Below are 14,172 nucleotides of genomic sequence, written 5' to 3' on the forward strand. Positions count from 1 at the left end.
TCGCCGGCAACACCGTGAGGTAGGGTCATGAATCGCTTCGTATCTGTTCTGGCACTGAGTGGGATCGCCGCGCTTTCGGGCTGCGTCGGTCCGACGCCCAAACCCAATGACCCTTACTACGCCCCGGTGTTACCGCGCACGCCGCTGCCGGCGGCGGCCAATAACGGCTCGATCTACCAGGCCGGTTTCGAACAGAACCTGTACAGCGACCGCAAGGCGTTCCGGGTCGGCGACATCATCACCATCACCCTGAACGAGAAGACCCAGGCCAGCAAAAACGCCAATTCCCAGGTTGGCAAGACCAGCAAGGCCAGCATTGGCCTGTCCTCATTGTTCGGCAGTACGCCCAACACGAATAACCCGCTGGGCAGCGGTGACTTGAGTCTGGATGCCGCTTACAGTGGCGACCGCGCGACCAAGGGTGACAGCAAGGCCGGGCAGGGCAACAGCCTCACTGGCTCGATCACGGTGACCGTCGCCGACGTGTTGCCCAACGGCATCATCGCCGTGCGCGGCGAGAAGTGGATGACCCTCAATACGGGTGATGAGCTGGTGCGGATTGCCGGTCTGGTTCGGGCCGATGACATCTCGACTGACAACACCGTCTCGTCGACCCGTATCGCCGATGCACGCATCACCTATTCGGGCACCGGTTCGTTTGCCGATGCGAGTCAGCCAGGCTGGTTCGACCGTTTCTTCCTCAGCCCGCTGTTCCCTTTCTAGGTGGCCACGTTGAATTTCAAAAGCCTCATGGTGGCTGCCCTGTTGATGTCCTCGGCGTTTGGCGTACACGCGGAACGGCTGAAGGACATCGCCAGTATTTCCGGCGTGCGTTCCAACCAATTGATCGGCTACGGCCTGGTGGTCGGGCTTAACGGTACCGGCGACCAGACGACCCAGACCCCGTTCACCCTGCAGACCTTCAACAACATGCTCTCGCAGTTCGGCATCAAGGTGCCGCCGGGTTCGGGCAACGTGCAGTTGAAGAACGTCGCGGCAGTGTCGATCAGTGCTGATTTGCCAGCGTTCGCCAAACCCGGTCAGCAGGTCGACATTACCGTAGCGTCGATCGGTAACTCCAAGAGCCTGCGCGGCGGCACCTTGCTGCTGACGCCGCTCAAGGGTATCGACGGCAACGTCTACGCGATCGCTCAGGGCAATCTGGTGGTCGGCGGTTTTGATGCCGAAGGTCGCGATGGTTCGAAGATCACTGTCAACGTTCCGTCGGCCGGTCGTATCCCGGGCGGTGCGTCGGTTGAGCGTTCGGTGCCGAGCGGTTTCAACCAGGGCAACAGCCTGACGCTGAACCTCAACCGTTCGGACTTCACTACCGCCAAGCGCATCGTCGACAAGATCAACAACATGCTCGGCCCTGGCGTTGCCCAAGCCATCGACGGCGGCTCGATTCGTGTCAGTGCGCCACTCGATCCAAGTCAGCGCGTCGATTATTTGTCGATCATCGAGAACCTTGAAGTCGACCCGGGTCAGGCGGTGGCGAAAGTCATCATCAACTCGCGGACCGGCACCATCGTGATCGGCCAGAACGTCAAGGTTTCCCCGGCCGCCGTGACCCACGGCAGCCTGACCGTGACCATCACCGAAGACCCGATCGTCAGCCAGCCTGGCCCTCTGTCCAATGGGCAGACGGCGGTCGTGCCGCGCTCGCGGGTCAACGCCCAGCAGGAAGCCAAGCCGATGTTCAAGTTCGGCCCGGGCACCACCCTCGACGAAATCGTGCGTGCGGTGAACCAGGTCGGCGCGGCACCGGGCGACTTGATGGCGATCCTCGAAGCACTGAAACAGGCCGGCGCGTTGCAAGCCGACCTGATCGTGATCTGAGGACGGCGACTATGGATATGCGCAAGGGCGGATTGGGGGTCAGCAGCAACGATTCGGGTTCCTATTCGGACCTGAATCGCTTGAACCAGCTCAAGGTCGGCGACAAGGACAGTGACGCGAACATGCGCAAGGTTGCGCAGGAATTCGAGTCGCTGTTTCTCGGTGAAATGCTCAAGTCCATGCGCTCGGCCACTGAAACGCTGGGCCAGGACAATCCGCTCAACACGCCGGCAGCCAAGCAATACCAGGAAATGTACGACCAGCAGTTGGCCGTTTCCATGTCCCGCGAGGGGGGTGGTATTGGTCTGGCTGACGTGCTGATGCGTCAGATGTCGAAGAACAAGCCGCTGGCCCCGGGCGAGGCTGCTGCAGCGTCAGCCGCCAAGCAAGCTGCCGCGAAAGCCGCCGTGGAAACCCCGATTGGCGCCGGTACGGTCGCCACCAACGGGCCGTTGTCGCGCCTCAATGGCGAGCGTCCGTTGTGGGCTTCGCGCTCGGTGAAGTCGGCAAGTGCGGGCGAGGGCACTCATCGCAATGACATGGCGCTGATCAATCAGCGACGTCTGGCGCTGCCGCCGAAACTGGCCGACCGCTTGCTCGCAGGGCTGGTGCCGTCGGCATCGACCAATGCCCCGACCGCCATGAGGGCGCAGAACAAAATGCCGCAGAGCACCAAGACCGGTGCCGGGCCCCTGTACAACGGCGATTGGCTGGCTTCGCAAGCGGATACGACATCCAGCGGGCGCCTGCAGGTTTATGGTCGTGCCATGGCGCAAATACCGCTGGCACCGGCGAAGAAAGCGTTCAGTTCCGCCGACGAATTCGTCAGCACCATGCTGCCGATGGCCAAAGAGGCGGCCGAACGCATTGGTGTCGATCCGCGTTACCTGGTGGCGCAGGCTGCCCTGGAAACCGGTTGGGGCAAATCGGTCATGCGCGCACAGGATGGCAGCAGCAGTCACAACCTGTTCGGCATCAAGGCTGGCAGCAGTTGGAAAGGCGATTCGGCGCGCGCGATCACCAGCGAATTCAGGAATGGCGAGATGGTCAAGGAGACGGCTCAGTTCCGTTCCTATGACTCTTACAAGGACAGCTTCCATGACCTTGTGACGCTGCTGCAAACCAACAATCGCTATCAAGATGTTGTGAAGTCGGCCGATAACCCAGAACAGTTTGTGCGCGAGTTGCAAAAGGCCGGTTACGCAACCGACCCGGACTACGCAAGCAAGATTTCGCAGATAGCCAAGCAGATGACGAGTTACCAGAACTACGCTGCGGCGGGCGCTACCACCACGCCTCTATAGGCATAAGCTATAAGGTCTGAACCATGAGTTTGCTCAACATCGGGATGTCGGGGCTGGCCGCTGGCCATTCCTCGTTGCTGACTACCGGCAATAACATTGCCAACGTCGACACCGCCGGGTACTCGCGCCAGCAAACCGTGCAGGGCACCAAAGCTTCCAATCAATACGGCAATGTGTTCATTGGCACTGGTACGACACTGGCCGATGTACGTCGGGTGTACAACAGTTACCTCGATGCGCAATTGCAGACCACCACTTCGCTCAACAGCGATGCGCAGGCTTACCTGGGGCAGGCCACGCAAGTGGACAAGCTGTTGTCCGACAGCGGCACCGGTGTGACCAAAACGCTGCAGTCGTTCTTCTCGTCGTTGCAAACGTTGTCCGCCAACTCCAACGACACCGCTGCACGTCAAGCGTTGTTGACCAATGCCCAGGGTTTGACCAGTCGCTTCAATGCCATCTCCCAGCAGCTGCAGCAGCAGGGTACGTACATCAACGATCAATTGAGCTCGATGGCCGATCAGGTCAACAAGCTGGCGGCGACCGTTGCGGCCTACAACCAGAAAATCAGTGAGGTCAGTGGTTCGGGTAGCGCGCCCAACGACCTCCTGGACCAGCGCAACGAGACCGTTCGCCAGCTTTCCCAGTTGGTGGGGACGCAGGTCACCGAAAACAATGGCAGCCTGGATATTTACCTGGGCAGCGGCCAGCCGCTGGTCATGGGTAATACCGTTAATACGCTGCGCGTGTCGACTGACAAATCCGACCCTACTCATTCCTCGATCATCATGGATCGTGGCAGCTCGACAATCGATATCACGAACGTGATGAGCGGTGGTGAGATGGGCGGCCTGATGCGTTACCGTGAGGACGTTCTGACGCCGGCGGTCAACGGGCTTGGTCGCATCTCCATGGTGGTGGCCGATCAGGTCAACAAGCAGTTAGGGCAGGGCCTGGACCAGAACGGCAATTTCGGCTCGGCGTTGTTTAATAACATCAACAGTGCAGCGGCCATCAGCCAGCGCAGCATTGCCAATGGCAGCAACAATCCGTCGTCCGGGAACCTGAACGTCACCATCAATGACACCAGCAAATTGGCGGCCAGTGATTACCGTGTGACGTTCACCAGTGCCACGGGTTACAGCGTGCGTCGTCTGTCGGATAATACCGACATGGGCAGCTTCACCCTGGGCGCGACCCCTGCACCGGTCATCGACGGTTTCAGCCTGAGCCTCAACGCTGGCCCGCTGAATGCCGGCGACACCTTCAAAATCACCCCGACGCGCAGTTCTGCGGCGGACATGACCACCGTCATGACCGACAGTAAAACCTTGGCCACGGCCGCTCCGCTGACGTCTACCAAGGCCTCGGGCAATGACGGCACCGGTGCTGTCAGTCAGCCGGTTCTGAGTACGGTCCTGGACATCTACGATCCGGTCCAGCGCCTGGAAGTACAGACGGCGGTCAAGGCATCGATGCCGGTTCGCCTGCTCATGACCAGCAGCACCGCCTACCAAGTGTTCGACGCCAAGGGCACCAGCATCGGCACTGGCAGCATCGTGCCTGGCCAGAACAACAATCTGAATATTTCCGTGCCTTACACAGACGTCGGGGGCGTTGCCAAAACGTTCAGCGTGGCAATGACCGTCAGTGGCAGCCCTGCCAAGGACGACAGTTTCAATATTTCGATGACGGCTGCCAGCAGCACCGACAACCGCAACGCCCAGGCGTTGCTCGGTCTGCAAACCAAGGCCACGGTCGGCGCGAATGTCACCAGTCCTGGCGTGAGTTTTACCGATGCCTATGGTGGTCTGGTATCGTCGGTCGGCTCCATGACCAAGCAGGGTCAACTGGATGCCACTGCCACCGGAACCATCCTGACCCAGGCCCGGGATTCTCGCGACTCGCTGTCGGGTGTCGACCTCGATGAAGAGACTGGCAACCTGATCAAATACCAGCAGTACTACTCGGCTTCTTCGCAGATCATCAAGACTGCGCAGGAAATTTTCAGCACTCTGATCAACGCCCTTTAAGGAGCCGTAAAACATGCGTATTTCTACTGCACAGTACTATGCGACGACGGCTGCCAACTATCAGCGTAACTTCAACAACGCCATCAAGACGGCCGAACAGGCCAGTAGCGGTGTGAAGCTTGAGACAGCGGCGGATGATCCGGTCGGTGCGGCCCGCCTGCTGCAACTCGATCAGCAAAAGGCAATGCTGGGTCAGTACACAACCAACATCAGCGCGTTGAACACTGCTCAGGCCCAGGAAGAAAGCGTGCTGGACAGCATCAACAACGTGCTGCAGAAAGTCAGTGAGTTGTCGGTGCGTGCCGGTGGCGGTTCGTTGAACGACGACGACCGTAAATCCATTGCTTCTGAACTCAGCGCGGCCGAAGATCAATTGCTGAGCCTGATGAACAGCAAGGATGCCAACGGCAAGTACATCTTTTCCGGCGCCAGCAACAACACTCAGCCCTTCGCGCGCAATAGCGACGGCACCTACAGCTATCAGGGTGACCAGACCCAGCTGCAACTGAAGATCGGTGACTCGATGTCGCTGGGACTCAATGACACCGGTTGGGACGTGTTCCAGCAGGCCATCAACGCCGCTCGAAGCTCGACCACCATGACCGCGCCGGCAGTCAATGACGGGCGTGTGGCCCTGTCGCCGGGCCTGGTGAGTTCCGGCCCGGCTTTCGATGCGAATTTCCGCAGCGGTCAGCCGTATACCCTGGCGTTCACCAGCAGCACCCAGTTTTCGATCACGGATGCATTGGGCAATGACGTGACCGCCGAGGCGAGTCAGGGCGGTGTGTTTGATCCGAATGCCAAGGGCGGCTCCGACGTCAACTTCCGTGGCGTGACCTTTAAACTGGATATCACTTTCCAGGCCGGTGACAACGCCACCAACGCCGATGCGGTGATCGCCGGTCACAGTTTCCAGTTGGCGGCCAAGCCGGACAGCTTCGTCAGCAACCGTGCGCCGAGTAACGGATCGACGGCTGTGGTGAGCCAGACTTCGGTGACCAATGCTGCGGATTATCAGAGTTTTTTCCCTGAAGGCGGGGCGGTTCTGAAATTCACCAGCCCTACAACCTTTGACCTGTTCGCTCGTCCGTTGACCAGCAGCAGCACGCCGGTCACCTCCGGGACTGTGGCGGCGGGTGTGGCAACGGCGGCCGGTGTCAGCTTTACCCTCAGTGGGGGTGCACCCGCTGCGGGCGATCAATTCGATATCGCGGTCAATACTCACCAGACCCAGAACGTGCTGGATACCATCAGCCAGCTGCGTCAGGCGCTTAACTCACCGGCCCAGGGCAACCCGACCGCGCAGCGCTTTCTGGAAGACACCGTGGCTTCGGCCATTGCCAACCTGGGCAACGCCAAGAACCAGGTCGACCTGGCCCGTGGCGCCATCGGTGCCCGGGGTAACGTGATGGACATGCAGGCCGATCAGAACCAGAGCACTGGCCTGATCAACGAAGCAACGGGTAACTCAATCAAGAACACTGATCCTGCGGAAGTGCTGACGCGTCTGACCTTGCAGCAGACCATGCTGCAAGCGGCGCAACTGGCGTTCTCGAAGATTTCCCAGCTGGGCCTGTTCAACAAGCTTTGAGTCGGTCTTGACCGCTCGCGGCCAGTCCCTGTCATAAGGGGCTGGCTTTTTTTTTCATTTTTTTTGATGGGAGTGGGGTGGGTCGGGACTGCGCCAGGGGCACAAAATCAAATAAAGCACTGATCTCTGAGTGACCCGCCAGTCAAAACGCGCATCTTCACTGTATCCTGTCTGCGGGCGGTGAAGGTGGTGACCCTGTTCAAGGTGATCCTTGAATCCCGACGTTGCCCTCCTTTGGGGGCCAAGCCCTGACTGTAGACGCCCTCGATTCAGCGAGCGGCGATATTCAGCTGTTTATTATTGGGAAGCCATAATGATTGGCATAAAAAATATAGCGAGTTACGTGCCGACAGCCGGGGTTGACAACTACGCCCAGGGTGCAAAGTTCGACAAGGACGAAACTTTTATCCTTGGCAAGATCGGTTCGGCGTTTTTGCCGCGCATGAATGCCGATCAGGAAACTTCCGATCTGTGTGTCGAAGCAGCGAATGCCCTGTTCGCCGCCAGCCCCGAACTCAAGCGTGAATCCATCGATTGCTTGATCGTCGTCACCCAGAACGGTGACGAAGAAGGCCTGCCGCATACCGCTGCGATCGTTCAGGACAAATTGGGTCTGCCAACCCATGTCGCCGCGTTCGATATCTCCCTGGGCTGTTCCGGTTACGTGTACGGCCTCTACGCGATCAAAGGGTTCATGGAAGCGGCGGGGCTGAAAAACGGCTTGCTGATCACCGCCGATCCTTATTCGAAGATCGTCGACCCGGAAGACCGCAACACCACCATGTTGTTTGGCGATGCTGCTACGGCAACCTGGATGGGCGAGGACGCGGCCTGGCAGCTGGGCAAGGCGAAGTTCGGGACTGACGGTTCCGGCGCACCGCACCTGAAAGTCAGCGACGGGATGTTCTTCATGAACGGTCGTCAGGTGTTCAACTTTGCACTGCTGAAAGTCCCTGCTCACTTGCATGAGTTGATTGATGAGTCCGGCCTGCAGGCTGGCGATATCGATGCCTTCTGCATTCACCAGGGCAGCGCGGCCATCGTCGATGCCGTTGCACGTCGCTTCGAAGAAGGCGAGCCTGAGAAGTTCATCAAGGACATGCTCGAAACCGGTAACACGGTGTCGTCGAGTATTCCGCTGCTGTTGCAGAACCACGTGTTCGATTCCAAGTGGACCCGTGTAGCCCTTAGTGGTTTCGGTGTAGGCCTGTCGTGGGGCTCGGCGATTATCTATCGCGGTTGATGGGTTACACGTTTTCGTCGACACAAAAAAACGCCCGGTGCCGAAAGTTGCCGGGCGTTTTGCGTTTTACTGGCGCCGATTTTCAGGCTCTAAAGCCTTGAAACTAAAGGGCTGGCAAGCTGCCACTAAAAATTTCAAAAAAACCCCTCAAGCAAAGCCTCTTCACGACGATAACTATTACGTAGGTTCTCTAGGCCACACCCGGCGGTTGCCAGGGCCGGAAGCCGCAGTATCCATCCAACGAGGATTTCGTCATGGCTTTAACCGTAAACACCAACCTTGCTTCGCTGAACGTTCAGAAGAACCTGACTAACGCTTCCAACGCTCTGCAGAATTCGATGCAACGCCTGTCTTCCGGCCTGCGTATCAACAGTGCAAAAGACGACGCAGCTGGCCTGCAGATTTCCAACCGTCTGACCAGCCAAATCAACGGCCTGGGCACTGCCATCAAGAACGCCGGTGACGGTATCTCCATCGCGCAAACAGCTGAAGGCGCGATGCAGGAATCCACCAACATCCTGCAGAAAATGCGTACCCTGGCCCTGGCCTCCGCGAACGGTTCGCCAAGCGCCGATGACCGTAAGTCGAACAACGCCGAGTACTCGGCTCTGACTTCCGAGCTGTCGCGTATCGCTAGCACCACTACCTTCGGTGGTCGTAACCTGCTGGACGGTTCTTTCGGTACTACCGCTTTCCAGGTCGGCGCTAACGCCAACCAGACCATCAACATGACTCTGGGTGACGTATCGGCTAACAACATCGGCTCCCAGCAGCTGAAAAGCGTGGCCATCGCGCCAAGCCTGGCCGGTGTGACCGGTGGTGCCATCGCTGTTACCGGTGGCGGCCAAACCGCTAACATCACTACCGTTAATGGCCAGTCTGCAAAAACTACCGCTTCCCAGCTGAACGGTATTATTGGCGGTCTGTCGGCTACTGCCAGCACTGAAGCCAAGTTCACTGTAAACACTGCAGCGATCACTGGTGCTGCGCCAGGCACTGCGAACTTCACCATCAAGGTAGGCGCTGGTGCCGCAGTCAACATGGTCGGCGTAACCGACAGTGCTGGCCTGGCTGACCAACTGAAGTCCAACGCCGCCAAACTGGGCATCAGCGTTAACTTCAACGCCACTACCAACAGTCTGGAAGTAAAATCCGACTCTGGCGAAAACATCACCCTGAACGCTGGTGACGCCAGTGCCATCGCCGGTATCTCGGTTCAGGCCAAAGACGGTTCCGGTGCCTACGGCGCTGGCGTTGCTGCCGCTGCCACAGCAGTTCAAGTAACTGGCGCAGTTTCCCTGAACTCCACCAGCAGCTACTCGATGAACGGCGCTGGTGCAACTGGCCTGTTCGTTGCTGCCGGTACTACCGTTAGCTCGGCCAAAACCGTGGTCAGCAACACTGACGTGACCACCGCTGCCAACGCACAAAACGCTGTTGACGTGATCTCGCAAGCGATCGCCAACATCGACTCCCAGCGTGCTGACCTCGGTGCCGTACAAAACCGTTTCGACAGCACCGTGTCGAACCTGCGCAGCATCTCGGACAACTCCACTGCTGCTCGTGGCGTGATCCAGGATGTCGACTTCGCGTCGGAAACTGCTCAGCTGACCAAGCAACAAACCCTGCAACAGGCTTCCACCGCGATCCTGTCCCAGGCTAACCAGCTGCCTTCCGCTGTACTGAAGCTGCTTCAGTAATATCAGCGCTTGGTGACTGACGGAAGGGCGCGTTTACGTGCCCTTTCGTCTTTTCCGTGATGAGGAGATTTAGCATGGACATGAGCGTCAAGTTGAACCTGTCGTATCCAGCCGCTGCCCCTCAAGGTGCAACGCCGACCGTCACTGTCAAACAGGAACAGCCCAAGGCTGAGCCCGTCGCGCAATCGGGCTCCGAGCCCAAGCGTGACGATCTCGAAAAGGCCGTGACCGATATTCGGGAATTCGTCCAGGCTGCCCAGCGCAAGCTGGATTTCACCATTGATGATTCCACCGGCCGAGTCGTGGTCAAGGTCATCGCCACCGAAACCGGTGACGTGATTCGCCAGATCCCTTCGGAAACCGCTTTGAAGCTTGCACAGAGCCTGACGGATGCCAGCAGCTTGCTGTTTGACGCCAAGGCTTGAGCTGGCATGAATTTTGTTGTTGTCGCTGGTTAAGGCGCTCTTAGTCAAGAAAACGGCAGCCACTGGATAAGGAGAGAGATGATGGCGGGTTCAACGGTTAGCGGTATTGGTTCGAACATCGATACCCAGGCGATCGTGAAGTCTTTGGTCGATTCCGAAAGGGCGCCGAAGCAGACACAGATCAACAGCCAGACGCTGAAAGCGACTACCTCGCTGTCGTCTATCGGCAAAATCCAGGCGGCGCTGGACGCGTTTCGTGGTGCATTGGACAACATGAAGACGACCGCCAGCTTCAATGGACTGACCGGTTCGTCCTCCGATGAAAAAGTAGCCACTGTCACCACCGGCAATGGCGCGGCGGCCGGCAGTTTCTCGCTGTTGGTCACTCAGTTGGCGACGGCATCGAAGATTTCGAGCAAGGTTTATGCTGGCGGCGCTTCGACAGTAATCAACGGAGGCGCGACGCCGACCACCCTGAGCATCAAGCAGGGCAGCAACACTTTCGACGTGAGTATCCCAGCCGGCTCGACACTGCAGCAGGTTCGTGACTCGATCAACTCGCAGTATGCCAACCAGGGCTTGAGTGCCAACATTCTGACCGACGCCAGCGGCTCTCGACTGGTGCTGACGTCGACCACCACCGGTATCGGTACGGACCTGACCTTGTCGGGCAGCTCGGGCCTGGAAACTGGTACTTCGGTCCTCGCCCCGCCGCAGAACGCCAAGTACACCCTTGACGGTTTGGTGATGCAATCCAAGACCAACACCATCGCCGATGCCGTGAGTGGGGTTACCGTCAAGCTGACGGGTGTTTCTCCGACCGCAGCCGGTGCTTCTGCGCCGACAGCGAGCACCATTACCGTAGCCGCCAGCAGCGCGACGCTGAAGTCTTCGGTCAAAGGCTTTGTCGATACCTACAACGCATTGATCAAGGCGGCCAACGCCGAAACCCAGGTCACTACCAACGCCGATGGTTCGGTGACGTCCGGCGCCCTGACCGGCGATGCATCGCTGCGTTCGCTGGTGTCTGCGGTACGCACCGAGCTGAACGCAATGTCGGGCACGGGCCAGATGAAAGCGTTATCCCAGTTTGGCGTGCAGACTGACCAGAAAACCGGCACCCTGACGATCGACGACAAGCGGTGGGATGCTGCGGTTTTGACCAATGCCGCCGACATCAACGCTATCTTCACCGGCGACACCGGTTTGCTGGCACGCATGAAATCTGCGACCGACAGCTTCGCCCTGAGCAAGACCGGGGTGTTCGCCGCGCGCTCGGCGAGCCTGACCGACAGTCTGAACGACTTGAAAAAGCAACAGGACAGCCTCAATTCGCGTATGACCAGCCTGCAAGCGAGTCTGGCGGCCAAGTACAACGCCATGGACTCCCTGGTAGCCAAGCTGCGGGCGCAGAGCACCAGCATCATGACCACGCTCAATGCACTGAACAATCCGAAATCCAACTGATCCGGATCGCATAAAAAAACCCAGGCCTGCTGTCATTACAGCGCCTGGGTTTTTTTCTTGGATAGCGGGGCCGGGTTAAAGTTTTGTGGCGACCAGTCGACATATTGGTCAGAGAAAACCCATTTTCAGTTATTGTCTGTCACGAGGTAGAAACATGAATCCCATGAGAGCCCTTCGCCAGTACCAGAAGGTCAATTCCCATGCTCAGATCTCTGAAGCCAATCCTCATCGCCTGGTTCAGTTGCTGATGGAGGGTGGGCTGGACCGCATGGCTCAAGCCAAGGGCGCAATGGAGCGGGGTGACATCGCACTCAAGGGATTGATGCTCGGCAAGGCCGTTGACATCATCATCGGTCTGCGTGACGGTCTGAACCCGGAGAAGACCGAAGACCCGGCTTCGCTCCAGCAGCTCGACAACTTGTACGCCTACATGATGACGCGTCTGATGGAAGCCAACCGCAACAACGATGCAGCGATCATCGACGAAGTATCGGGTCTGCTCGATACCCTGAAAAGCGGCTGGGATGCAATTGCAAACCAATAGGCCTGCGGGTCTGAGGATAGTGCCATGAGTCAAGCACTGCAGCGGATTGAAGAAACGCGCGAAGCCCTGGTTGACGCCTTGGCGGCGCGTAATTGGGATGCGATCGGCGAACTGGATGTGGCTTGTCGCGAATGCGTTGATGAGGTGCTAAGCGAAGCGCCGATCGACGAAGAAGCGTTGCGGACCAATTTGGAGAGCCTGTTGTCGGTGTACAAGGATTTATTGACGGCGACGATGGGAGAGCGCCAAGCGATAGTTGATGAGATGTCGCAGATCCATCAAGCACAGAACGCGGCAAAGGTTTACCATCTGTTTGGTTAATTAATCCCCGGTTAATCCAAACTTAGTGCGCCATAAATTTGACTGTGCACGGTTTTTTGACTTAACTAGTGGCTGGTTGAACATTTCAGGCGTCTACAGGCATCAACGTGTCTGCAAGCGTCTAGCTTGCCCCCTCATTTCGGGCATTGAGTTGACTAGGGAAGTTGCTATTGCATGTGGCGTGAAACCAAAATCCTGCTGATTGATGACGATAGCGTCCGCCGCCGCGACTTGGCGGTGATATTAAATTTTCTTGGCGAAGAAAATTTACCCTGCGGTAGCCATGACTGGCAGCAGGCTGTCGGCTCATTGTCGTCAAGTCGTGAAGTGATCTGTGTCCTCATCGGGACAGTCAATGCTCCTGGCGCACTTACGGGCTTGTTAAAGACACTCTCCACCTGGGATGAGTTCCTTCCGGTTTTGTTAATGGGCGATAATTCTTCCGTTGACTTGCCAGAAGACCAGCGTCGCCGAGTGCTTTCGACCCTCGAAATGCCACCCAGCTACAGCAAGTTGCTCGACTCCCTGCACCGTGCCCAGGTCTATCGCGAGATGTACGACCAGGCCCGCGAGCGCGGTCGTCATCGCGAACCCAATCTTTTCCGCAGTCTTGTCGGCACCAGTCGGGCGATTCAACACGTCCGTCAGATGATGCAGCAAGTCGCCGACACCGATGCCAGTGTGCTGATCCTCGGTGAATCCGGGACCGGCAAGGAAGTGGTCGCGCGCAACCTGCACTATCACTCCAAGCGTCGTGACGCGCCGTTCGTACCGGTCAACTGCGGGGCGATCCCTGCCGAGTTGCTGGAAAGCGAACTGTTTGGCCACGAGAAGGGTGCCTTCACCGGGGCAATCACCAGCCGAGCCGGGCGTTTCGAACTGGCCAATGGCGGCACGCTGTTCCTCGATGAAATCGGTGACATGCCGTTGCCGATGCAGGTCAAGTTGCTGCGCGTATTGCAGGAACGCACCTTCGAGCGCGTGGGCAGCAACAAGACCCAGAGCGTCGATGTGCGGATCATCGCGGCGACCCACAAGAACCTCGAAAGCATGATCGAGGTCGGCACCTTCCGCGAAGACTTGTACTACCGCCTGAACGTATTCCCGATCGAGATGGCGCCGCTGCGCGAACGTGTCGAAGACATCCCGTTGCTGATGAACGAGTTGATCTCGCGCATGGAGCACGAGAAGCGTGGTTCGATCCGTTTCAACTCGGCGGCGATCATGTCGCTGTGCCGCCACGGCTGGCCGGGCAACGTCCGCGAGCTCGCCAACCTGGTGGAACGCATGGCGATCATGCATCCGTACGGGGTGATCGGCGTGGTCGAGCTGCCGAAGAAATTCCGTTACGTCGACGATGAGGACGAGCAACTGGTCGACAGCCTGCGCAGCGATCTTGAAGAGCGGGTGGCCATCAACGGTCATACTCCGGACTTCTCGGCCGGCGCCATGCTGCCACCGGAAGGTCTGGACCTGAAGGACTACCTCGGTGGTCTGGAACAAGGGCTGATTCAGCAGGCGCTGGATGATGCCAATGGCATCGTTGCGCGCGCCGCCGAACGCCTGCGCATTCGTCGCACCACGCTGGTGGAAAAGATGCGCAAGTACGGCATGAGCCGTCGTGACGGTGATGAACAGGCGGATGATTGACGCCTGTTTTTCAAGTCCTTCATTTGTAGGCGGTTTTTTTTAGGCACGGGTATTG

Annotated in this window: 12 protein-coding genes; all 12 read left to right on the plus strand. The window is 58.3% G+C overall.

All coding sequences use genetic code 11. From position 1 onward, the window contains the following. The first annotated feature begins 27 nt into the window (after positions 1–27). The 12 genes from flgH (at position 28) to CUN63_RS21270 (ending at position 14,117) form a co-directional block, all read left to right on the plus strand. On the plus strand, positions 28–723 hold the full coding sequence (gene flgH, locus CUN63_RS21215) for a flagellar basal body L-ring protein FlgH (protein WP_129442148.1): 696 nt from the start codon (positions 28–30) through the stop codon (positions 721–723). 27 nt (positions 724–750) lie between these two features. Beyond that, entirely contained in the window at positions 751–1,839 is a 1,089-nt protein-coding gene (locus CUN63_RS21220; protein ID WP_129445128.1) for a flagellar basal body P-ring protein FlgI, read from the plus strand. Between the two features lie 11 nt (positions 1,840–1,850). Then, on the plus strand, positions 1,851–3,143 hold the full coding sequence (gene flgJ / locus CUN63_RS21225; protein WP_129442150.1) for a flagellar assembly peptidoglycan hydrolase FlgJ: 1,293 nt from the start codon (positions 1,851–1,853) through the stop codon (positions 3,141–3,143). A 23-nt stretch (positions 3,144–3,166) separates the two neighbouring features. Continuing rightward, entirely contained in the window at positions 3,167–5,176 is a 2,010-nt protein-coding gene (flgK, locus tag CUN63_RS21230) for a flagellar hook-associated protein FlgK (protein ID WP_129442152.1), read from the plus strand. 13 nt (positions 5,177–5,189) lie between these two features. Continuing rightward, positions 5,190–6,767, plus strand: coding sequence for a flagellar hook-associated protein 3 (locus CUN63_RS21235; protein ID WP_129442154.1), 1,578 nt, complete (start codon positions 5,190–5,192; stop codon positions 6,765–6,767). Between the two features lie 313 nt (positions 6,768–7,080). Then, positions 7,081–8,010 (plus strand): ketoacyl-ACP synthase III, encoded by a 930-nt coding sequence (locus CUN63_RS21240; protein ID WP_129442156.1) that lies wholly within the window; start codon positions 7,081–7,083, stop codon positions 8,008–8,010. A 254-nt stretch (positions 8,011–8,264) separates the two neighbouring features. After that, positions 8,265–9,710, plus strand: coding sequence for a flagellin (locus tag CUN63_RS21245; RefSeq protein ID WP_129442158.1), 1,446 nt, complete (start codon positions 8,265–8,267; stop codon positions 9,708–9,710). A 74-nt stretch (positions 9,711–9,784) separates the two neighbouring features. After that, positions 9,785–10,135, plus strand: a complete 351-nt coding sequence (locus CUN63_RS21250) for a flagellar protein FlaG (protein WP_129442160.1) — start codon at positions 9,785–9,787, stop codon at positions 10,133–10,135. An 81-nt stretch (positions 10,136–10,216) separates the two neighbouring features. Continuing rightward, positions 10,217–11,602 (plus strand): flagellar filament capping protein FliD, encoded by a 1,386-nt coding sequence (gene fliD, locus CUN63_RS21255; protein ID WP_129442162.1) that lies wholly within the window; start codon positions 10,217–10,219, stop codon positions 11,600–11,602. Between the two features lie 154 nt (positions 11,603–11,756). Beyond that, positions 11,757–12,146, plus strand: a complete 390-nt coding sequence (gene fliS, locus CUN63_RS21260) for a flagellar export chaperone FliS (protein ID WP_033055968.1) — start codon at positions 11,757–11,759, stop codon at positions 12,144–12,146. 24 nt (positions 12,147–12,170) lie between these two features. Beyond that, the gene (fliT, locus tag CUN63_RS21265) at positions 12,171–12,467 is read left to right on the plus strand and encodes a flagellar protein FliT (RefSeq protein ID WP_129442164.1); all 297 of its coding nucleotides are present in this window, start codon (positions 12,171–12,173) and stop codon (positions 12,465–12,467) included. A gap of 174 nt (positions 12,468–12,641) precedes the next feature. Then, a complete protein-coding gene (locus tag CUN63_RS21270) occupies positions 12,642–14,117 on the plus strand; it encodes a sigma-54 dependent transcriptional regulator (protein ID WP_129442165.1) in 1,476 nt (491 codons plus the stop codon). Positions 14,118–14,172: the final 55 nt, after the last annotated feature.

Origin of the sequence: Pseudomonas sp. ACM7 (genome assembly GCF_004136015.1) — a bacterium.
GTDB lineage: Bacteria > Pseudomonadota > Gammaproteobacteria > Pseudomonadales > Pseudomonadaceae > Aquipseudomonas > Aquipseudomonas frigoris.